Consider the following 21356-nt stretch of genomic DNA (forward strand, 5'->3'; position numbering starts at 1 on the left):
GGCCGCGAGGACCGCTGTCGCGGGCCTTCGACGGCATCGGCGGGACAGCGCGTGGCGGCGGGCCGGCCGGGCACGAGCCGCCTACCCTGGAAACCATGGCCAGATCCCATCTCACTCTAGCCGCGCTGGCCACCTCGGCCGTCGAGGGCCTCGACGTCCGCTCCGCGCGCCCCTTCACCTCCTCGACGCACGGCGACTTCGACTCCGCCCTGCTGACGACGCGCGAGGGCGCCCGCCTCGTCGTGCGCGTTCCCACGTCCGCGCTCGCGGAGCAGGAGCAGCTCGGCGACCTCGTCGCGCTCCGAGCGCTGACCGCCGGCATCCGCAGCCGCCTGCCCTTCGATCTGCAGGAGAGCGTCGGGCAGACGCCGTTCGACGGCACCCGCGCGGTCGTCTACGAGTACCTCGAGGGAGATCGCGTCCTCATCGACGACGTGGCCGCGCAGAGCGGGCTCGCGGACTCGATCGGCCGGGCCGTCGGGGCGATCCACTCGCTCCCGGTGTCGTTCGTCCAGGAGGCGGGCCTGCCGATCGCGACCGCGCGCGACAGCGTGAACGAGACGGTCGCGGTGATCGAGCGCGCGGCCGACACCGGCCACGTCCCGGCGGCGCTCGTCGCGCGCTGGGAGTCGGCCTCCTCCGACGAGGCGCTCTGGCAGTTCGACCCGACCGTGGTGAACGGCTCGATGACCGCCGACTCCTTCCTCCGCTCGGGCGACGTCGTCGCGGCCGTGCTCGGCTGGGCGGCGCTGCGGGTCGGCGATCCGGCGCGCGACCTGCACTGGCTGCTGAGCGCCCCGGGCTCCGAGACGGCGCTCTCCGCCTACTCCCGGATGCGCGCGGGAGCAGTGGACCGCACGATCCGCCAGCGCGCCCAGCTCTACGCCGAGCTCGAACTCGCCCGCTGGCTGCTGCACGGCACCGAGACCGACGACTCCGCCATCGTGGACGACGCGGTCGCCATGCTCGACACGCTGGTGGACAGCGTGCTCGGCGACCTCTCCGCGCCCCTCTCGACCGACACCGGCCCGGTGCTGGAGGTCTCGGAGGTCGAGGAGCTGCTCAACCGCACGCCGGGAGCCCGCACGGGCTCCTCCGCTCACGGCCGCGGGCTCGCTCCCGTCGCCGAGGAGAGCGACTCCGCGAGCTCGCGCTCGGAGTAGAACCGCTCGGGCCGCAGCACGAGGTCGTCGGCGACGAAGTAGAACACGGCGTCGACGCTCTCGAGCGGCACCCCCCGCCAGCGCGAGTAGGCGAGCCGGTACAGCGCGAGCTGGAACTGCTTGAGCTCGAGGTCGGCGGCGTCCTTCGGCGCCCGCCCGGTCTTCCAGTCGACGATCTGCACGCCGTCCTCCGTCGGGTACACCGCGTCGAGCTTGCAGACGACGACGTGGCCTGCGAGCTGGAGGTGGATCTCGATCTCGACCGCCTCCGGGCGCCGGTCGGCCCACTCCGAGCGCTCGAAGGTGGCGATCAGGGCGTCGAGCCGCTCCTGCTCGACGCTCGCGGGGCCGGCGTCGTCGAGCTCGTCGGGGAAGGTGTCGACCGCCTCCGCCCCGCCCTGGACGCCGAAGCGGTTCTCGACCCAGGAGTGGAAAGTCGTGCCGAGCCGGGTCTGCCGGTAGGGGCGATCCGGCATCGGCCGGCGCAGCTGCGCCGCGACCTCGTCCGGCGTGCTGACGATGTCCTTGAACCGGGAGGCGGGGATGCGGGTGGGCAGCGGCGTGCGCTCGCCCCCGGCCAGCCGCACCGCCCGCTCGGCGAGCAGCAGGCGGATGTCGTCGCCGCGCGCTCCGAGCAGAGCGGGCTCGGCGCTGCGGACCCGGGCGGCGGCGGCGCGGACCCGGTCGCCGCGGGAGCCGAGCGGATCGTGGGGCCAGCGGAACGTGCGCGGGGCCCGCTCGAGCGGGTTCTCCTCGTTCGCGGGCTCGGTCGGCAGCGGCGGGATCGTGCCGGCCTCCTCGAGGTCGCGGAGGAAGACGCCCGGTCCGCGCGGCTTGGCCTGGCCGGCCCACCACGAGCCGCTGAGCAGGAGGTGGTGACGCGCCCGCGTGACGGCCACGTAGGCGAGACGCCGCTCCTCCGCCTCGTTGCGCTCGCGGAGGGTGTCGCCGAACGCTCCGATCGCGTCGACGACCTCCTTCTGCGTGCTGCAGCCGCGCCAGGCGAGATCGGGGAGCTCGGCGGCGTCGCCACGGAACGCGTAGGGCATCGCACCCAGTCTGACCCACCCGCGGAAGCCCTCGACCGGCGTGCCGGGGAGCTCGCCGTCGACCATCCGCGGGACGGCGACGAGGTCCCACTCCAGACCCTTGGAGCCGTGGATCGTCAGCAGCTGCACCGTCCCCGGCTCCGGGTCCTCCGGTCGCGGGGCCAGGCCGTCGCGCTTGTCCGCGAGGACGAGCCAGCGGAGGAATCCGCGGAGGGAGGAGCCGGTGCCGGCGCCGCGGTCGTCCGTCTGCAGGTACCCGGCCACCGCCTCGCGGAAGGCCTCGAGGTTGGCGCGGCCGTCCCCGCGCGACTCGTTCGCCTCGACCTCGATGTCCAGGCCCAGCTCCTGCTCGACCAGGGTGACGAAGTCGAGGAGGTCGAGCCCGGCCCGGGCGCGCAGCCGGGCGAACAGGGTGCCCGCCTCGTGCAGGCGCCGCAGGCCCTCGGCGCTGAACCCGCCGAGCGCGGAGTGGTCGATGCGCCCGTCGTCGCCGGGGCGGCGCGCCGCGATGAAGTCGAGGGCCTCGACGATCGAGCCGCCCTCTCCCTCGGTGACGGAGGCGCGCATCCGCTCGCGCACCTCCTCCGGAAACAGCCTGTGCGCGTGGTCGCGCGCCGCGAGCCACGAGGCGAGGTCGCGCAGCGCCTTGAGATCGCGGACGCCCAGACGCCAGCGGGCGCCGGCCAGGAGGCGGACGAGCTCGCTGCCGGCGGCCGGGTCCTCGACCACGGTGAGCGCGGCGACGAGGTCGGCGATCTCGGGCTGCCGCAACAGGCCCCCGATGCCGAGGATGTGGTACCGGACGCCGTGCTTCGCCAGCGCGGCGGCGAAGCGGTCCATGTGCGCGCGCACCCGGAAGAGCACCGCGGCCGACGGCGGCTCGGCGCTCTGGCGCAGGCGCCCGGCGAACCAGGCGGCGACGTCGTCCGCCTCCTCCTCGATCGTCTCGGGGAAGGTGAGCTCGACCGGGTGCTCGGAGGCCTGAGGACCCGCGCTCAGCGTGTCGACCGCGACCGCGCTCCCCGCCGACAGCGGCTCCACGATCGCGTTCGCGGCGGTCAGCACGCGGCGGCCGTTGCGCCAGCTCGTGCTGAGGGAGAAGCGGCCCGCTCCCCCGAAATCGGTGCCGAAGCGGCCGAGCCCCTCGGCGCTCGCACCGCGCCAGCCGTAGATCGACTGGTGCGGGTCGCCCACGGCCATCACTCCCTGCCCGGCGAAGAGCCGCGAGAGGAGGCGGGTCTGCAGCACGGAGGTGTCCTGGTACTCGTCGAGGAGCACCACCCGGTACCTCGCGCGGTGCTCGTCCACGATCCGCGGCACCCGGTCGACGATCCGCAGCGCGAGGGCCACCTGGTCCGAGAACTCGACGAAGCCGCGCTCGGCCTTCGCCTCCTGGAACCGCTCGGCGAGCGCCGTCAGCACCGGCAGCGCGCCCACGGCCTGCAGCGCCTTCTCGAGCTCGCGGTAGAGCCCCGAGCCGCTGCCTCCGCGCGGCAGCTCGCCCAGGCGGAGGAAGTCCTCGGCGAACGCGGCGACCGCGGCCGGATCGGCGAGGTTGTCGGCGAGGTCGTGCGCGAGCGAGACGACGAGGTCGGTCAGCCGGTCGATGCCCGCCTCCACCTCGAGGATGCGCGGATCGGCCGTGTCGGCCACGACTCCCCGCGCGAGATGCCAGGCGGAGGCCTCGGAGAGCACGGTCGCGTCCCCCTCGCGGCCGATCAGGGCCGCGTTGTCGCGGAAGATCGTGTTCGCGAAGGCGTTGTAGGTCGAGACGGTGGCGGCCTCGAACGGGTCGGGCGCCGACTGCCCGGGCGCGAGCGGGAGCAGGCCCGCCGCGCCGAGCTGGTCGATCCTCCGCCCGATGCGCTCGCCGAGCTCGGCCGCCGCCTTGCGGGTGAAGGTGAGGCCGAGCACCTCCGACGGCGCCGCGTGGCCGTTCGCGAGGAGCCAGAGGACGCGGTTCGCCATCGTCTCGGTCTTGCCGCTGCCTGCACCGGCGACCACCAGGGCAGGCTCGAGCGGCGCCTCGATGACGGCGCGCTGCTCGGCGGTGGGCGGGCGCAGGTCGAGGCGCTCGGCGATGGTCAGGGCGTCGATCACGGCAGCTCCTCCTCGGAGACGGCGGAGGGGTCGGGGTCGGCGGGGCCGGAAGGATCGGCCGGCGCATCGGGACCCGGCTCCTCGGAGTCCTCCAGGTCCTCTGTCTCGTCGACCTCGTCGATCGCCAGGAGTCCGTCCCCCGGGACCTCGGGCACCGCGTGGATGCGGTACCGCAGGGCGTCGCCGGGGGAGAACGGGGTCGCGTCGAGCAGGCCCGAGAAGCCCGCCGCCGCCATGCTCAGGGCCGCGGCGCGGACGCGATCGCGCAGCCGCTCCAGCTCCTCCTCGCCGAAGCGCTCCTGGACCACCTCGCGGTACGGCTTCCCGCGCACGCCCGTCGCCACGAAGAGCAGCTTCGCGCCTCCCCCGTCGGCCGGGTCGGCCGCCTCGATCGCCCCTTCGGCGACGGCGAGCTGATAGCTGCCCAGCTGCGCGTGCTCGGCGATGTCGTCCTTGCGGGGGGTGCTGCGGCCCGTCTTGAGATCGACGATCGTGACGGAGCCGTCGGGCGCGCGCTCGACGCGGTCGATCGAGCCCCGCACCCGGGCGGGCGGGACGTCGAGCTCGAACTGCTGCTCGCGGCCGAGCACCACGCCTCCCCCGCGCTCGAAGTCGGCGAGGTAGCCCGCGAGGCCGTCGATCAGCCGCCGTGTGACGCGCTTCTGCCGCTCCCCCAGCCAGGGCGACTCGAAGACCAGCTCGGGCCACCGCGACTCGAGAGCCGCCCACAGCTCCTGCGGATCGGGCCGCTCGGCGTTCTCGAGGACCCAGTGCACGAGGGTGCCGACCCCCATCGCCGTGCTCGTCGTGGAGCCGGAGACGGCGTCGACGAACCAGTCCAGAGGGGACCGCTCGAAGGCCTCGAGGCGGCTCGGCGAGACGGAGACGGGACGCTCGGGGTCGCCGACGTCGAAGAGCGGCTCCGTGGTCGAGGGCTCGAGCACCCCGGACCAGGAGGAGGGGTCGGCGCCGGGGACCTCCGCGAGCGCCAGGGCGCTGAGCCCTCGGATGGCGGCGGGAGCCTCGGTCGAGTCCGGTGTGGTGGCGGTCCGGCGCAGCGCCGCCACCGCCCCGCGCAGCGTGAGCGGCACCGCGGAGGCCGGATCGAGCCGCGGCGCGTCCGGCGGGGTGAGCCGGAAGAAGAGGGAGGGCGTCTCGTCCTCGCCCGCGACGGCGCTGAGCACCAGCTGCCGCCGGGCGCGCGAGGCGGCCAGGGCGAACATCCGGAGCTCGTCGTCGAGAGTGGCCTTGCGGGCGTCGAGCGGCAGTCCGCCCTCGCCGCGGGCGTGCCGCAGCAGGCCGTCCGGATCGAGCAGCGAGCCGCGCTGGCGGAGGTTGGGCCAGACGCCGTCCTGCAGCCGCGCCACCACCACGACGTCGAACTCCAGGCCGACGACCGAGGAGGGCGTGCCGATGAGGACCGCGTCCTCGACGGAGCGCGGAGCGAGAGTGTCCTCGGGGACCTCCGCCTCGAGGATCTCCGTGACGAAGCCGATCGCGGAGTGCCCGGTCGCCCGCTCCACGAACCGGCGCGCGGCGCTGAAGAGGGCGACCACGCCGTCGAGGTTGCGGTTGGCCTCGGCGGCGGTCAGGCCGGTGCCGAGGGCGAGCTCGCGCCAGGAGGACGCGACGCGGCTGGACTCCCACGCCGACCACAGGAGCTCCTCGATCGAGCCCCCCTCCTCGTGCAGGCGGCGGACCCGGTCGATCGTCACGGCCAGCCGCTCGGCCTGCCGGGCGGGAGCGGAGTCGATGGTCGCGAATCGGCCGGGCGCGGCGAGGGCCTCGACCAGCAGCGGGTCGCTCGCGCGGATGCCGCCGCCGGCCAGCTCCTCCGCCCGGAGCGCGAGCCGGAGCCTGCGCAGCCCCAGCCGGTCGACCCCGCCGAAAGGGCCGAGCAGCAGCTCCGCCGCGAGCTCCGCGTCGAGGGGCCGCTCGCCGATCGCGACGCCGACCAGCACGAGCAGCGCCCGGGCCGCGTGATCGTCGCGCAGCGCCCGTCCGGCGAGCACGGAGCGGGTCGGCACCTCCGCCACCGCGAGCGCCTTCACCAGCGGCTGGACCGCGGCTCCGGAGCGGACGACGACCGCCATCCGCCGCCACGGCACTCCGTCGCGCAGCCGCCGCTCGCGCAGCAGCCGCGCCACCGTCGCCGCCTCCCGCGCCGCCGTCGGGGCGTGCAGCACCAGGACGGGCGCCGGGCCCGCCTCGGGGGCCGGAGCCGCGACCGCCGCCCGCTGCCGGCCGGCCGCCGCGGTGCCGATCCGCTCAGTGGCCGCGGACACGACCGCCCGCAGCGCGGCCGAGTGGCGGTGCACGCGCGCGAGCACCAGCGTCTCGACGTCGGACGCGCCGATGCTCGCGGCGAACCGGCCGAGCGTGTCGGAGGCCGCGCCGCGGTAGGCGCTGGTCGCCACGTCCGGATCGCCCAGCGCGATCACGGTCACCCCGCGCTCCGTCAGCGCCCGCAGCAGCACGAGCGTCGACTCGCTCGCCTCCTGGAGGTCGTCGACGACGACCAGACGCAGCGCGTCGATCCGCTCGCCGCCCTCGCCCGCGCGGATCGCCTCGGCCGCATAGGCCGCGAACTCCGCAGCGTCCAGGCGGGTCCCCGCCTGGGGCGCCATCCACTCGACCACCTCGCGCAGCTCGTCGAGCACGTCGGCCGCCGCGCTCCACTCCCCTCGCTCCGCGTCGATCCCGAGGGCGCGGATCGCGTCCGAGTCGAGCCCGTGCTCGGTCGCCCGCATCCCGAACTCGCGGAGCTCGGTCCGGAAGGTCCGCAGCCGCAGCACCTCGGGGCTGAACTCCTCCGGCCACCGCGGGCCGGTCCCCTCCTCGAGGTGGCCCTCGACGAGCTCCGACAGGAGTGCGTCCTGCTCGCCGCCGGTCAGGAGGGTCGGCCGCTCGAGGCCTCGCTCCTTGGCGGAGGAGGTGACCGCCTCGAACGCGAGCGAGGTCGCGGTCCGGGCGAGCGGGCCCCGGGTCGGCACTCCCAGCCGCAGGGCGAGCACGTCGCGCAGGGCGGTGGCGGCGGTGCGGCTGGCCGCGAGCACCACGACCGACTCGGGCGGGTACCCCCGCTCGAGGACGCGCTCGGCGACCAGCTCGACGACCGTCGTGGTCTTGCCCGTCCCCGGCGCCCCGAGCACGGCGGCGCTGCGGCCCTCGGGCAGCGCGAGCACCGCGCGCTGGGAGTCGTCCAGCACGACCGCGGGCTCGCCCGGGAGCGCCTCGCCGACGGAGGCTGCGGTGGAGGGAGCGGGGGTCGCGGGAGCGGTCACACGACCACGGTAGCCACCGGGTCCGACACTCCCGCCCGTCCCCGCCGGGAGCCCCGGCCGCCCGCTCCGCTCACCGCGAAACCGGCGCGGTCGTCCGAGCGCGGTCCCGTATCCTGACACCCTCGTCCCCTCCCGAAAGGCACTGCTGGTGGAAATCCGTATTGGAATGGTCAACACCCCGCGCGAGCTCAACTTCGAGTCGTCGATGTCCGTGACCGAGGTCGAGAAGACGGTGACCACCGCTCTCGAGGCCGGCACCGCCGTCCTCCGCCTCCGCGACGAGAAGGGCAAGATCTACATCGTCCCGACCGCCACCATCGCCTTCGTCGAGGTCGGCTCCGAGGAGTCGCGCCGCGTCGGCTTCGTCGCCTAGAGCGTCCCGGGCGGACACGTCGTGGAGCTCCTCTTCATCACCCTGTTCGGGGTCCTGATCGGTCTCGCCGCGCGCTACGGGCTGCCGCACCGGCACCTGCACGGCTCCGTGCTGGTCCCGGCGATCGGCGGCCTCGTCGCCGCAGTCGTCTGGGTCGCACTGACCTGGGCGGGCCTGCCGTGGGACGGCGGCCTGATCTGGGTCCTGTCCCTCGTCGCGACCGCCGTGGTCGTCGTCCCGGTCGGCCTCTCGCTCGGGCGCAGCCGCGCCCGCCGCGACGAGGCCTCCCTGCAGGCGATGCTCTCGGGACGCGTCGCCCCCTGATCCGAGCCGGAGGCGCGGGAGTCCTCGGACTTCCGCGCCTCCGTCGTTCCGGATTCCGGGGCAGTGCGACGCCGGGAACCGTCAGGCCGTGAGCCCCAGCGCGTCCATCCGGCGCGTGTGCGAGGCGATGAGCTCGGTGAACACCGGCTCGATCCGCGACTCGTCGGAGTCGTGGTTGCCCGACCCCATCAGCGCGGAGCGCGCCACGAGAAGGGTGTCGCCCACCAGGCGGCGGCCCCAGACGGCCAGGCGCGAGCCCAGGCGCTCGTCCGCGGCGATCTCGCGGCGGAGGATCGCGATCACGCCGTCGACGCCCGTGTCCGCGCCGAGCGTCTGCGCGATGCGCGGCCCCACGTCGGTGGGCAGCCCGCCGGTGAGGCGGATGAAGAAGTCGTCGAGCAGGCCCGCCGTGATGTACGCCGAGAGCAGCGTCTCGTGGAGGTCCGCACCGCGGGTGAGCCGCTCGAAGGTGTCGATCGCGGGGCGGAACGGAGTCATGGCCTCGCCGGGCTCCACGTCGCGGCGGCGCAGCTCGGCGACGACCGCGTGGTGCTTCGCGAGCGCCGTGCCGGCGGCGGAGGAGATGGCCTCCTTGTCCGCGAGGTCGTCGGTCTCGGCGACGGCGCGCGCCAGCACCTCGAACACCGCGAGCTGGAGGTAGGCGACCTGGCCGAGGTAGGGCAGCACCTCGGGGGTGAGGTCGGCGAGGTCGACGCGGTCGCGCTTCTGGCTCGACTCCCCGCGGGGCGTCAGGCGGGGCACCTCGAGCAGGGGACGTCGACGTCGGAACCAGGCAGCCATTTCCTCAGCATAGGGCGCCGGAGGAGCGGGGTTCCGGGGCCGGCGGGGCCGGGAGCAGTAGACTCGCCGGGATGTCACCGGCGTTGGATCGGTGACCCTGCGCCCGGAGTCGTACAGGGGCGTAGACCGTTCGACACGACAGGCGCTTCACTCCGTGACTTTCTCCGATCTGAACATCGACGACGACATCGTCGCCGCACTCGCCGCCAAGGGCATCCTCGAGCCGTTCCCCATCCAGGAGCAGACGATCCCCCTGGCCCTGCAGAAGCAGGACATCATCGGCCAGGCCAAGACCGGCACCGGCAAGACCTTCGGCTTCGGCCTCCCCCTCATCCAGGCCCTCGGCACCGACCCGGAGCCGGGCGTCAAGGCGCTCATCGTCGTCCCGACCCGCGAGCTCGCCGTGCAGGTCACCGAGGACATCGAGCTGGCCGCCTCCAACCGGCCGACCAAGATCGTCTCGATCTACGGCGGCAAGGCCTACGAGGGCCAGATCGAGCAGCTGAAGGCCGGCGCGCAGATCGTCGTCGGCACCCCCGGCCGCCTCCTGGACCTCGCCGGGCAGCGCCTGCTCTCGCTCGCCAACGTGCAGGTGATGGTCCTCGACGAGGCCGACAAGATGCTCGACCTGGGCTTCCTCTCGGACATCGAGAAGCTGTTCGCGCAGACGCCGCCCACCCGCCACACCATGCTCTTCTCGGCGACGATGCCGGGCGCGATCGTCGCGCTCGCGCGCCGCTTCATGAACAAGCCCATCCACATCCGCGCGACCGACCCCGACGAGGGCATCACGCAGGCGAACATCAAGCACATCGTCTACCGGGCGCACTCGCTCGACAAGGACGAGGTCATCGCGCGCATCCTGCAGTCCGAGGGCCGCGGCAAGACCGTCATCTTCACCCGCACGAAGCGCGCCGCGGCCCGCATCGTCGAGGAGCTCAACGACCGCGGCTTCAACGCGGCGGCCGTGCACGGAGACCTCAACCAGGAGCAGCGCGAGCGCGCGATGGCGGCGTTCAAGGCCGGCAAGAAGGACATCCTGATCGCCACCGACGTCGCCGCGCGCGGCATCGACGTGAACGACGTCACCCACGTGATCAACCACACGATCCCGGACGACGACCAGACCTACCTGCACCGCGTCGGCCGCACCGGGCGCGCGGGCAAGACCGGCATCGCGGTGACCTTCGTCGACTGGGAGGACCTGCACAAGTGGGCCCTCATCAACCGGGCGCTGGAGTTCGGCCAGCCCGACCCGGTCGAGACCTACTCGTCGTCGCCGCACCTCTACACCGACCTCGACATCCCCGCGGGGACCAAGGGACGGCTGAAGCCGACCCCGATCCCCGCCGAGGCGAAGGCCGACGCGCGCCCGGACCGGGGCGAGCGCTCCGACCGCGGCGAGCGCTCCGAGCGGGGCGACCGGCCGCCGCGTCGCCGCACCCGCTCCGACTCCGCCGACTCGACCGCTCCGCAGCAGACCGGCCCCGCTCCCTCGAGCGAGAGCAAGGAGCACCACGACGGCAACAGCGAGCCGCGCCGCCGCACCCGGTCGCGCCGCCGCTCCCCGCGCCCCGACGCGCAGGCCTGAGCCTCCGCGCCCCGAGCCCGTCCCCCCGCGATCCGTCGCGGGAGGGCGGGCTCTCGGCGTCTCAGCGGCTCTCCCGCGACTCAGCGGGGTCCCCACGCGACTCAGCGGCTCTCCGCCCCTCAGCGGTCACGGTGATCCGGCGGCTCTCCGCCTGTCAGCGGCTCTCCGCGACTCAGCGGGCGGAGGAGCGGATCGCGTCGACGGTCGCGCGCGCAGTCGTGTTCTCGCCCAGGCGGTTGGGCTTGCCCGTGCCGTGGTAGTCGCTCGAGCCCGTGGTGACGAGCGAGTACTGCTCGGCGAGCTCGCGCAGGCGGCGCTTGCCGTCGGCCGTGTTCTCGCGGTGCTCGACCTCGAGGCCGAACAGGCCGGCGTCGACGAGCTGCGGGAGGATCGACTCGACCGCGATCCCGCGGGCGCTCGCGGCCGGGTGCGCGATGACCGGGACCCCGCCCGCCGCGCGGACCAGGCGCACGGCGTCGACCGGGTCGGGCGCGTAGTGCGGGCGGTAGTAGCCGCCGCGCCAGTCGAGGATCCCCGCGAAGGCCGCGGAGCGGTCGGTGGCCAGGCCGCGGGCGACGAGCGCGTCGGCGATGTGCGGACGCCCGATGGTCGTGCCCGGGCTGGTCTGGGCGAGGACGTCGTCCCAGGTGAGGTCGTAGTCGGCCGCGATCGCAGTGACGATCGCCTCCGCGCGGTGCGTGCGGGCCGAGCGGATGCGCGCGGTCTCGGCCACGAGCCCCGGATCCGCCGGATCGACGAGGTACGCGAGGACGTGGACGCTGGCCCAGCCGACGCGGGAGGAGAGCTCCATGCCGGGCAGCAGGTCGATGCCCGCCTCCTCGGCCGCGGCGAGCGCCTCGGCCCAGCCGCCGGTCGTGTCGTGGTCGGTGAGCGCCACTCCGGCGAGCCCGGCCGCGGCCGCGGCCCGCACCAGGACGGCCGGAGCCTCGGTGCCGTCGGAGACGACGGAGTGGGTGTGGAGGTCGTAACGGCCCCCGTCGACATGCATGCGCTCATCGTAGACGCGCCGCCTGCGAGCCCTCCGATGCCCTAGTAGCCTGGGCGGCGATGGGGACGAGACTGGTGAAGACCGCGGTGGCGGTGATCGTGGCGATCGCTCTGCTGGTGGTCGCGGCGCCCGGCTTCTTCGGGATCGCCCGGGAGGCCCCCTTCGCCCAGCTGGTGCCGTTCCGGCTCGCGACGGGCGCGGCGGCCGTCGGGCTCGCCGCTGTCCTGGTCGTGATCGCGGTCCTCGTCGCTCCGGTCAGGCGCCTCGCGCTGGCCCTCGCGGCGCTCGGCGTCGTCTTCGCGCTCGTGCTCGCGGGAGTGCAGGGAGCGCGGGGCTACGACTCCGCCGCTCCGCGCGCCCACCGCCTCGCCGACGTGCGCCTCGCGACCTGGAACGTGCTGCACGACGGCGTGCCCGTCGACACGATCGCCTCGCTCGCCCGGGAGAGCGCGGTCGACGGCATCGCCCTCCTCGAGGTCTCGCAGACGCACGCGCAGGACGTCGTGAACGCGCTCAGCGCCCAGGGGATGTCGATGACCCTCCACTACGCCGGGTCGGGCGCCGACGACGGGGCGGCCCTGCTGCTCGCCCCCTCGCTCGGCGGCTACAGCGTCGACACCGCCGCGGTCGTCACCGTATCGACACCGTCCCTCGTCGCACGCCCCGACACTCCCGAGCGCCCCGTCCTCGCCGCGGTGCACACCATGGCGCCGATCCCCTCGCGCCTCGCGGAGTGGCGGAGCGATCTGCTCTCGGTCTCCGCGCTCTGCTCCGCGGAGGAGGACGTCGTGGTCCTCGGCGATCTGAACTCCACGGTCGACCACTGGACCGGGCTGCCGGGCTCGGCCGCGCTGGGCGGCTGCCGCGACGCGGGGACCGTCGCGGGCGGCGCCGCCCTGGGCACCTGGCCGTCCTCGGTCCCGCCCGCGCTCGGCGCCCCGATCGACCACGTCCTCTTCTCCGGACGCTGGGAGGTCTCGGGCTACCAGGTCGTCGACGACCGCGACGACGCCGGGAGCGACCACCGGCCGCTGGTCGTCCAGCTCTCGGTCCGCGGGATGGTGAAGGACGCGTCCTGACGCTCCTCCCCGGCGCCGACTCCCCGTCCTCCTCCCCCGCCCGGCCCGTGCGGCCCCCGCGGCCGTGCGGAGGAGGACAATGGGAGTCATGACGAACACGGAGGAGCGGACCGCCGCTCAGACGCCCGACCCCGCCGCCGCCCCGCGCCCCCGCGCCACCGCGAACCGCTCGACGACCCCCGCCTCCGACCGCTTCCGCGACTTCATCGCGTCCGGCTGGGCCGAGCGGGAGGAGCCGCTGCCTGCTCCGCGCGAGCAGGCGTCCTTCGCCGCCTCCCGCCGCGAGCGCCTCTCCGCGCTGCACACCGGCGTGCGCATCGTCGTCCCGGCGGGCCGCCTCAAGCAGCGCGCGAACGACACCGACTACCCGTTCCGTGCGCACTCGGCCTTCACCTGGCTCACCGGCTGGGGCTCCGACTCCGAGCCCGGCGCGGTGCTCGTCCTCGAGCCCGCCGGGTCCGGCCACAGCGCGACGCTCTACTTCCGCGAGCGCGCGGGCCGCGACTCCGACGAGTTCTACGCCAACCCCGAGATCGGCGAGTTCTGGATCGGGCCGCGTCCGTCGCTCGCGCAGGTCGCGAGCGATCTCGGCCTCGCCACCCGCGGGATCGCCGAGCTCGACGCGGTCCTCGACGCGCACGACGGCGTCCCCCTCGCCGTGCTGCGCGAGGCCGACCCGGCGGTGACCGGCCGTCTCGACGCGGTCGAGGCCGACGAGCGGGCGGACCGCGACGCGGCGCTCGAGCGCGACATCGCCGAGCTCCGCCTGGTCAAGGACGCCTACGAGATCGCCGAGCTGCGCGCCGCCGTCGACGCGACGGGCCGCGGCTTCGAGGACGTCCTGTCCGACCTGCCGCGCATCATCGCCCACGAGAAGGGCGAGCGCCTGATCGAGGGCGTCTTCAACGGACGCGCGCGCGCCGACGGCAACGCGGTCGGCTACGACACCATCGCCGCGGCGGGCCCCCACGCCTGCATCCTGCACTGGACGCGCAACGACGGGCCGGTGCGCCCCGGCCAGCTGGTGCTGCTGGACGCCGGCGTCGAGCAGGACAGCTACTACACCGCCGACATCACGCGCACCTTCCCGGTGGACGGCCGCTACACGGACGCCCAGCGCCAGGTTCACGAGACGGTGCGGGAGGCGGCCGACGCCGCGTTCGCGATCGTCCGACCCGGCATCCGCTTCCGCGAGGTTCACGCCGCGGCGATGGCCGTCATCGCGCGGCGCACCGCCGAGTGGGGCCTGCTGCCGGTCAGCGCCGAGGAGGCGCTCGAGGCCGACAACCAGCAGCACCGCCGCTACATGGTCCACGGCACCAGCCACCACCTCGGGCTCGACGTGCACGACTGCGCCCGGGCACGGCGCGAGATGTACCTCGACGGACTGGTCGAGGAGGGCATGGTCTTCACGATCGAGCCCGGCCTCTACTTCCAGCCCGACGACCTCACGGTCCCGGAGGAGCTGCGCGGCATCGGCGTCCGGATCGAGGACGACGTGCTCGTCACCGCCGACGGCGCCGAGAACCTCTCGGCCGGCATCCCGCGCTCGGCCGACGACATCGAGGCGTGGATGGCCCGACTGGCCCGCTGAGCACGGTCGCCCGCGGGGAGCCCCGGCCGCTCAGGCGGCGAGGGGCAGCGCGAACTCCCCGCGGGCGGCGGCGAGCGCCAGCCCGTCGAGCAGCGTCGCCAGCTGACCGGCGGGAGCGTCCGGGTCCTCGGGGTGCCACTGCACGCCCACGAGGGGGGCCGCGACGTGCTCGACGGCCTCGATCACGCCGTCCTCCGCCCGGGCGACGACCCGCAGCCCCGGAGCGAGCAGGTCGACCGCCTGGTGGTGCGCGCTCTGCACCGCGAGCGCCTCGGACCCGAAGAGCCCGCCGAGCACGGAGCCCGCCGCGAGCCCGACCTCGTGCCGGTGCATGCGCTGGTGAGCGGGGGCCGCCGCGTTGACGTGCTCCGCCTCCGGACCCAGGTCCTGCACCAGCGTGCCGCCGAGCGCGACGTTGACGATCTGCAGGCCGCGGCAGATGCCCAGCAGCGGGGTCCGGCGGGCCAGTGCCCGGTGCACCAGCGCGATCTGGGCGGCATCCGCGCGCTCCGCGTGGGGGCCCTCGGCCGGGTAGCCGCGGTCGGCGCCGTACTGCTCGGGAGCGATGTCCTCGCCGCCCGCGAGGACGAGGGCGTCCGCCCCAGCCGTGCGCGCCAGCAGCTCCTCCGTGCCCAGCTCCTCGGCGGCGAAGCGCTCCGCCCGCCAGCCGCGCTCGTGCGCGAGGGCGAGGATGCGGCCGTTCAGGATCTGCACGTAGGCGTGGTACTCCTCGCGGCCCGGTCGCACGCGGGCGACCTCGACGATGGCGAGCGAGCGGGTCATGACTCCATCCTGGGCACGCCGCCGCCGCCGGTCGAACCGCCGTGTCACGCGGTGTCACACTCCGGCCGTACGATCACGGAGTGACCTCGCCGAGCCCGTCCCTCCCGGAGCGCGTGCAGCAGGCGCGCTCCGAGGTCTCCGTCCTCGCCGGGACCACTCCCGAGCGCCGGGTCCGACCGCTGCGCGAGGCCGTCGAGCACGTCGCCGCCGGCGGCTCCCCCGATCCCGACGCCCTGCTCGACGCGGTCGACTCGCTGGTCGGGCTCGTGACCCGCGCCGAGGTGCAGCTGAGCGGCGTCGAGCGCTCCGTGCGGGACGACCTGGAGCGGGCCGCCACCCTCTCGGACCTGCGCACCTCGGCGCAGCTCGCCTCCGCCGCCGACGTGGCCGTCGCGTGCGCCGCGGCACGGTCGCTCCTCCTCGACGCCGACGACGCCCGGTCGGCCGGCGCCCGCCACGATCCTGCCGCGCTGCTGGTCCTGCTGCTCGACGCCGACTCCGCTCTGGACGCCGTCGTCTCCGGATACCGCGAGCCGCGCGCCCAGGCCGAGCGCCAGCTCCTGCTGTTCGAGGCGGCGCGCACCGCGGCCCGGCTCGGTGCCGAGTCGGTGCTGCTCCTGGCCGCCGTGCACGGCGAGCGCATCACCGCGGCACCCCGGATCCTCGCCGAGGAGACGCTCGGGCAGCTGGACACCGCGGTGCGCCGTGCGGCAGGCGATCCGGCCGGCGCTCTGGACGAGGCCCGCGCTGCCGCCGACCGCGCCCGCTCCGCACTCGACGAGGCCCTGGTCGACCTCGACGGCGCACCCCCGTCGCTCCGCCCCGCGGCCGTCCCCGGAGGCCTGCCCGCGGCCTGAGGACGCAGGCACCCGGCAGCGGCGCGCGTGCCATAGTGAGGGACATGGCCTCCTTCCTCGTCGTCCCCCAGTGGCAGGGCTCGGCGTCGACGCGCGCGATGCGCCTCGTCGACGGAGCCGAGGCGATCCGGGGCGATCTGCCCTCCTCCGCCACCACGACCCTCGACATCCCCGCCGAGGCGGGCGACGCTCAGGACACCGGCATCCGCCGCTACGCCTCGGTCGCCACCGTCGCCGAGCGGGTGCGCGAGGCCCTCTCGGGCCGCACCGGTCCCGTGATCACGATCGGCGGCGACTGCGGCGTCGAGTTCGCGGCGATCGGGCACGCCGTGCGCTCGGCACCGGGCCCGGTCGCGCTGGTCTGGCTCGACGCCCACCCGGACGCGCACACTCCCGAGTCCTCCCCCAGCGGCGCCTTCTGCGGCATGGTCCTCTCGGCCGCGCTGGGCCGCGGCGTCGGCCTCCTGAGCGCGGGCGCCGAGGAGCGGGTGGCCGACGAGCGCGTCGTCCTCGCCGGTGTCCGCTCCGCCGACGACGGCGAGCTCGAGCCGCTGGTCGAGCGGGGGGCCGCGGTGCTGACCGCGGACGCCCTCGACCCGGAGTCGCTCGTCGCGGCGGTCGAGGCGACCGGTGCCGCCTCCGTCTACGTGCACCTCGACCTGGACGTGCTCGACCCCGCCGATCTCGCCGGGCTGTTCGACCCGGTGCCCTTCGGCGTGCCCGCGTCGCGCCTCGTCGCGAGCCTCGACGCCCTCCGGTCCCGCTTCCCGCTCGCGGGCGCCGGCGTCACCTCGTTCGCCCCGTCGTCGCCGACCGCGGCCGAGGACGACCTGCCCACGATCCTCCGCCTCCTCGGCGCTCTGTCCCGCGGGGCCTGAGAGAGCCCTGCCATCGGCGCGCAAGCCCGAGCGCGTGTCGGCGGCACCCGGCAAGATGGTCGGACGCGACCGAGCGGAGGAACGATGAGCGACGAGAGACCGCGCGTGCGCACCGAGCGGCGCGGGACCGTGCTCGCGATCGTGCTGGACCGGCCCGAGAAGCGCAACGCCGCCGATCTGCGGCTGCTCGCGGAGCTGGCGTCCGCGTACGGCGAGCTCGACCGCGACCCGGAGCTGCGCGCCGGCGTCGTCCTCGCCGAGGGCGGGCACTTCACGGCCGGGCTCGACCTCGCCGACATCGGGCCCCGCCTGGGCTCCGACGGCCTCGACTTCGTGCCCGAGGGCGGTCTCGACCCCTGGGGCCTGCGCACCCGCCCCGTGAGCAAGCCGGTGGTCATCGGCCTCCAGGGCACCTGCCTCACACTCGGCATCGAGCTCGCGCTCGCGAGCGACGTCGTCCTCGCCGAGCGGTCCACCCGCTTCGGCCAGATCGAGGTCGCCCGCGGCATCCTGCCCTTCGGCGGAGCGACGCTGCGCTTCCCCCGCGCCGTCGGCTGGGGCGACGCGATGCGCTGGATCCTCACCGGCGACCTCTTCGACGCCGAGGAGGCCCACCGCATCGGCCTCGTGCAGCAGGTCGTCCCCGACGGGACGGTCGCCGAGGCGGCCTGGGCGCTGGCCGCCCGGATCGCCGCGCAGGCGCCGCTCGCCGTGCAGGCCGCCCTGGCCAGTGCACGGCTCGCGGTCGCCGCGTCCGACGCCGAGGCCGCGGCCGCGCTCCCCGGGGCGCTCGCGCGTCTCGCGGCGTCCGAGGATGCGCGCATCGGCACCGAGGCCTTCCTCCAGCGCACGACGGCGGAGTTCACCGGACGATGAGCGACGAGAGCACCACCGTCACGGCGCCCGGCGGCTCCTCCCTCGAGGCGCAGCAGGAGCGGGCCGCGCAGCAGCTCGAGATCCGGCTCCGCTACGGCGACCAGGTGTGGGAGTTGCGCGAGGTCGACCACTTCGCCGTCTTCTCCCGCCGCAGCACCGCACGACGGGCCGGGCGCGTCCTCGTGGCCTCCGGCTTCCAGATCGCGATCTCGCGGCTGAGGCTGAGGCAGGTCCTCGTCGCGAGCCACCACGCCGCGGTCGACGAGGAGTCGACCACCGCGTTCCTCCGCCAGGTGATCGAGGCGGTCGAGAGCCACGGCGGCCGCTACGACGGCTGGCGGGCCGAGATCGTGCCGGCGCATTGAGCGCCGGGCACCCACACACGACGGGGCTCGACGCCTCCGAGAACCCCAGGGAGACAGCATGAGCAGCACGACGGACGAGTTCGACGTCATCGTCATCGGAGCAGGGCCGGTGGGCGAGAACCTCGCGGACCGCGCGGTCCAGGGCGGCCTCACCGCGGCCGTCGTCGAGAGCGAGCTCGTCGGGGGCGAGTGCTCCTACTGGGCGTGCATGCCCTCGAAGGCGCTGCTGCGGCCGCCGATGGCGCTCCGCGCCGCCCGTGATCTCCCCGGCGCGGCGCAGGCGGTGAGCGGAGGAGTCGACGTGCCCGCGCTCCTGGCCCGCCGCGACTCCTTCACCAGCCACTTCGACGACCACGGCCAGGTGCAGTGGCTCGAGGGCGCCGGCATCGAGCTCGTCCGCGGGCACGGCCGCCTGAGCGGCGAGCGCGAGGTGACCGTGACCGGACCCGACGGCGAGGTGCGCGTGCTCCGCGCCCGCTCCGCCGTCGCCGTCGCGACCGGCACCACCGCCGTCGTCCCCGACATCCCGGGCCTGCGCGCGGCATCCCCCTGGACGAGCCGCGAGGCCACCTCGGCCGAGGAGGTGCCGCCGCGCCTCGTCGTCATCGGCGGCGGAGTCGTCGCGACCGAGATGGCGACCGCCTACGCCGGCATGGGCTCCTCCGTCACGCTCGTCGCCCGCAGCGGACTCCTCGCGCCGTTCGAGCCCTTCGCCGGCGAGCTCGTCGGCTCGGCGCTCCAGGAGCTCGGCGTCGACCTGCGCCTCGGCGACTCGCCCGTCTCGGTCGAGCGCCGGTCCGACGGCACCGTGGCCGTGACGCTCGAGGGCGGCGACGTCATCGAGGCCGACCAGGTGCTCGCCGCGACCGGCCGCGCCCCGCACACCCGCGACGTCGGCCTCGAGACGGTGGGCCTCGAGCCCGGCTCCTCGCTGACGGTCGACGACACGATGCTCGTGCTGGGCGGCGACGGTGCTCCCCTCGGCGGTGGGCGTCCGTGGCTCTACGGGGTGGGCGACGTGAACCACCGCGCACTGCTCACGCACCAGGGCAAGTACCAGGCCCGTGCGGCAGGCGACGTGATCGTCGCTCGCGCCACCGGTGCCGAGGTCCACGACGCCCCCTGGGGAGCGCACGTCGCGACCGCGGACCACGAGGCCGTGCCGCAGGTCGTCTTCACCGACCCCGAGGTCGCGTCGGTCGGCCTGACCGCCGCGGCCGCCGAGAAGGCCGGCTACCGCACCCGCGTCGTCGACTACGAGATCGGCTCGGTCGCCGGCGCCGCCCTCGCCGCCGACGGCTACACGGGCACCGCGCGGATGGTCGTGGACGAGGACCGGAAGGTCGTCCTCGGCGTCACCTTCGTCGGCAAGGAGGTCGGAGAGCTGATCCACTCCGCGACGATCGCCGTCGTCGGCGAGGTGCCGCTCTCGCGCCTCTGGCACGCGGTCCCCTCCTATCCGACGATCAGCGAGGTCTGGCTGCGGCTGCTCGAGACCTACGGACGCGACAGCGCGTGAGCGCGCTCCGTCGAGCCGTCGCGACGGTGGCCCTGGATCCGGCGATCACCCGGCCGGGCTACCTCTTCGCGTGCGCGGTCGGACTCGCCTGGGGCGCGCTGTGGAGCACGGGCCCGATCCGGCGCAGCCACGGCCTCGTCGTCTTCACCGGTCTGCCCTCCTGGGCGTTCGGCCGCGGAGGGTCCTGCGTCGGCACGAGCTACCTCACGGGCACCAACGTCTCCGACAGCGTCCTCGAGCACGAGGCCGTGCACAAGGAGCAGTGGCGGCTCTACGGGATGTGGTTCCCGTTCGCGTACACGGTGGCGGGTCGCGATCCGCTGCGCAATCGATTCGAGATCGAAGCCGGTCTCGAGAAGGGCGGATATCTCCGTGGTCACTGACATGACGGGGCGCGTCGTCGTCCTCACCGGAGCGAGCTCCGGCATCGGCCGGGTCGCGGCGGGAGCGCTGGCGTCCGCCGGTGCCCGCGTGGCCGTGGTCGGGCGGAACCCCGAGCGCACCCGCGCGGTCGCCGCCGACGTGGGAGGGGACGCGTTCCTGGCCGACTTCGACCGGCTCGACGACGTCCGCGCCCTGGCCGACGGCCTCCTCGAGCGCTACGAGCGGATCGACGTGCTGGCGAACAACGCGGGCGGGCTCGTCTCCCACCGCGCCGAGACGGTCGACGGCCACGAGCGGACGATCCAGAGCAACCATCTCGCGCCGTTCCTGCTCACGCGGCTCCTGCTCCCGCGGATGATCGAGACCTCGAGGGAGCGGGCCGGCGTCCGCGTCGTCTCCACGGCGAGCCTCGCGAACCGCTTCGGTCGCCTGAGGCTCGACGACCTCGACAATCGCCGCGGTCCGTGGCTCGGCGGCTGGCGGGCGTACGGCACGTCGAAGCTGGTGACGATCCTCTTCATCCGCGAGCTGGCGGAGCGCCTGCTGACGACGTCGGTCGACGCGTACTCGTTCCACCCGGGCGTCGTCTCGACGAGCTTCGGTGCCGACAGCACGATGATGAAGCTGATGACGAGCCTCTCGGTCGGCTCCTTCGGGATCTCCGCCGAGGCGGGTGCGGTGCCGCTGATCACCCTCGCCTCCGAGCCCGACGTCGGTGCCGCCAGCGGCACCTACTTCGACCAGCTGACACCGCACGGCTCCCTGAACCCCCAGGCCCGAGACCGCGCTCTCGCCCACGACCTCTGGACCCTCTCCAGCCGCCTCGTGGGCGTCTCTCCCACCCTGTAGCCCGCTGCCGCTCCCCGCCGCCGCCGACTCGACGCGGGGGCGGCGCGGAGTACCCGACCCGCTCGCCGGGAGGATCTCGACACACCCTCTCCGAGGGCTGCCCGATCAGCAGGTCTGTGCGCGGTCGCCCGACTCGGTGTGTGCCTGCGAGCTTCTCGATCAGCCGCGAGATCGGTCGGGCGTGGATCTCGATACTCCCTCCCCGAGGGCTGCTCGATCAGCATGTCCGGGCGTGGTCGCCCGACTCGCCAGGCACCCGAGGACCGCTCGATCGCGCGCGAAGTCCGTCGGGAGTGGATCTCGAGACGCCCTCTGCGAGGTCCACTAGATCAGCATCGTCCTCCGCGGTCGCGCCCCCGGCGCGCCGTCCCCCGCGGCCGCCCCCCGGCGCGCCGGGGGCGCGACCGCGGAGGACGATGCTGATCTAGTGGACCTCGCAGAGGGCGTCTCGAGATCCACTCCCGACGGACTTCGCGCG

18 protein-coding genes are annotated in these 21356 nt (G+C 74.8%); 13 read left to right on the plus strand and 5 right to left on the minus strand.

Annotation, left to right across the window (positions count from 1 at the left end; genetic code table 11):
- Nucleotides 1-95: 95 nt before the first annotated feature.
- The gene (locus C5B98_RS06205) at nt 96-1163 is read left to right on the plus strand and encodes a phosphotransferase (protein WP_104224838.1); all 1068 of its coding nucleotides are present in this window, start codon (nt 96-98) and stop codon (nt 1161-1163) included.
- Here C5B98_RS06205 and C5B98_RS06210 read toward each other — a convergent pair.
- Together C5B98_RS06210 and C5B98_RS06215 are read right to left on the minus strand one after the other, a co-directional pair.
- A complete protein-coding gene (locus tag C5B98_RS06210; protein WP_104327469.1) occupies nt 1100-4312 on the minus strand; it encodes an ATP-dependent DNA helicase in 3213 nt (1070 codons plus the stop codon). The genes C5B98_RS06205 and C5B98_RS06210 overlap by 64 nt on opposite strands.
- Nucleotides 4309-7596 carry an ATP-dependent DNA helicase gene (locus tag C5B98_RS06215; RefSeq protein ID WP_104327470.1) on the minus strand — a complete coding sequence of 1096 codons (3288 nt, stop codon included), beginning with the start codon at nt 7594-7596 and terminating at the stop codon, nt 4309-4311. Before C5B98_RS06215 ends, C5B98_RS06210 begins: the two co-directional genes overlap by 4 nt.
- A gap of 148 nt (nt 7597-7744) precedes the next feature.
- On the opposite strand from C5B98_RS06215, the gene C5B98_RS06220 reads away from it, so the two are divergent.
- Together C5B98_RS06220 and C5B98_RS06225 are read left to right on the plus strand one after the other, a co-directional pair.
- On the plus strand, nt 7745-7969 hold the full coding sequence (locus C5B98_RS06220) for a DUF3107 domain-containing protein (protein WP_104224841.1): 225 nt from the start codon (nt 7745-7747) through the stop codon (nt 7967-7969).
- Nucleotides 7970-7990: 21 nt separating this feature from the next.
- Complete coding sequence (locus C5B98_RS06225) at nt 7991-8293, plus strand: hypothetical protein (RefSeq protein ID WP_104226942.1); 303 nt, start codon at nt 7991-7993, stop codon at nt 8291-8293.
- Nucleotides 8294-8374: 81 nt separating this feature from the next.
- Here the strand turns inward: C5B98_RS06225 and C5B98_RS06230 are convergent, their stop codons facing one another.
- A complete protein-coding gene (locus tag C5B98_RS06230) occupies nt 8375-9094 on the minus strand; it encodes a ferritin-like fold-containing protein (protein WP_104224843.1) in 720 nt (239 codons plus the stop codon).
- 154 nt (nt 9095-9248) lie between these two features.
- Between C5B98_RS06230 and C5B98_RS06235 the strand changes: the two genes are divergently transcribed.
- Entirely contained in the window at nt 9249-10685 is a 1437-nt protein-coding gene (locus tag C5B98_RS06235; RefSeq protein WP_104224844.1) for a DEAD/DEAH box helicase, read from the plus strand.
- A gap of 172 nt (nt 10686-10857) precedes the next feature.
- Here C5B98_RS06235 and C5B98_RS06240 read toward each other — a convergent pair whose 3' ends face one another.
- Nucleotides 10858-11694 carry a PHP domain-containing protein gene (locus C5B98_RS06240; protein ID WP_104224845.1) on the minus strand — a complete coding sequence of 279 codons (837 nt, stop codon included), beginning with the start codon at nt 11692-11694 and terminating at the stop codon, nt 10858-10860.
- Between the two features lie 59 nt (nt 11695-11753).
- Here C5B98_RS06240 and C5B98_RS06245 point away from each other — a divergent pair, with 59 nt between their 5' ends.
- On the plus strand, nt 11754-12773 hold the full coding sequence (locus tag C5B98_RS06245) for an endonuclease/exonuclease/phosphatase family protein (RefSeq protein WP_146076896.1): 1020 nt from the start codon (nt 11754-11756) through the stop codon (nt 12771-12773).
- Between the two features lie 88 nt (nt 12774-12861).
- A complete protein-coding gene (locus C5B98_RS06250; protein ID WP_258063451.1) occupies nt 12862-14367 on the plus strand; it encodes an aminopeptidase P family protein in 1506 nt (501 codons plus the stop codon).
- Nucleotides 14368-14397: 30 nt separating this feature from the next.
- On the opposite strand, the gene C5B98_RS06255 is transcribed toward C5B98_RS06250, so the two are convergent.
- A complete protein-coding gene (locus C5B98_RS06255; protein ID WP_104225036.1) occupies nt 14398-15150 on the minus strand; it encodes a gamma-glutamyl-gamma-aminobutyrate hydrolase family protein in 753 nt (250 codons plus the stop codon).
- An 80-nt stretch (nt 15151-15230) separates the two neighbouring features.
- On the opposite strand from C5B98_RS06255, the gene C5B98_RS06260 reads away from it, so the two are divergent.
- The 7 genes from C5B98_RS06260 (at nt 15231) to C5B98_RS06290 (ending at nt 20878) form a co-directional block, all read left to right on the plus strand.
- Nucleotides 15231-16007, plus strand: coding sequence for a hypothetical protein (locus tag C5B98_RS06260; RefSeq protein WP_104225035.1), 777 nt, complete (start codon nt 15231-15233; stop codon nt 16005-16007).
- Between the two features lie 44 nt (nt 16008-16051).
- Nucleotides 16052-16885, plus strand: a complete 834-nt coding sequence (locus C5B98_RS06265; RefSeq protein WP_104225034.1) for an arginase family protein — start codon at nt 16052-16054, stop codon at nt 16883-16885.
- A gap of 84 nt (nt 16886-16969) precedes the next feature.
- Nucleotides 16970-17761 carry a crotonase/enoyl-CoA hydratase family protein gene (locus C5B98_RS06270; RefSeq protein ID WP_104256199.1) on the plus strand — a complete coding sequence of 264 codons (792 nt, stop codon included), beginning with the start codon at nt 16970-16972 and terminating at the stop codon, nt 17759-17761.
- Nucleotides 17758-18126, plus strand: coding sequence for a ribonuclease E inhibitor RraB (locus C5B98_RS06275; RefSeq protein WP_104225032.1), 369 nt, complete (start codon nt 17758-17760; stop codon nt 18124-18126). The genes C5B98_RS06270 and C5B98_RS06275 overlap by 4 nt, the downstream gene beginning before the upstream one ends.
- A gap of 58 nt (nt 18127-18184) precedes the next feature.
- Entirely contained in the window at nt 18185-19645 is a 1461-nt protein-coding gene (locus tag C5B98_RS06280) for an NAD(P)/FAD-dependent oxidoreductase (protein ID WP_104225031.1), read from the plus strand.
- The gene (locus C5B98_RS06285) at nt 19642-20028 is read left to right on the plus strand and encodes a Fe-S oxidoreductase (RefSeq protein WP_104227423.1); all 387 of its coding nucleotides are present in this window, start codon (nt 19642-19644) and stop codon (nt 20026-20028) included. Before C5B98_RS06280 ends, C5B98_RS06285 begins: the two co-directional genes overlap by 4 nt.
- Nucleotides 20018-20878, plus strand: a complete 861-nt coding sequence (locus C5B98_RS06290) for an SDR family NAD(P)-dependent oxidoreductase (protein WP_244230659.1) — start codon at nt 20018-20020, stop codon at nt 20876-20878. The genes C5B98_RS06285 and C5B98_RS06290 overlap by 11 nt, the downstream gene beginning before the upstream one ends.
- The last annotated feature ends 478 nt before the right edge of the window (nt 20879-21356 follow it).

It is taken from the genome of Rathayibacter sp. AY1A5 (genome assembly GCF_002930875.1).
Lineage (GTDB): Bacteria > Actinomycetota > Actinomycetes > Actinomycetales > Microbacteriaceae > Rathayibacter.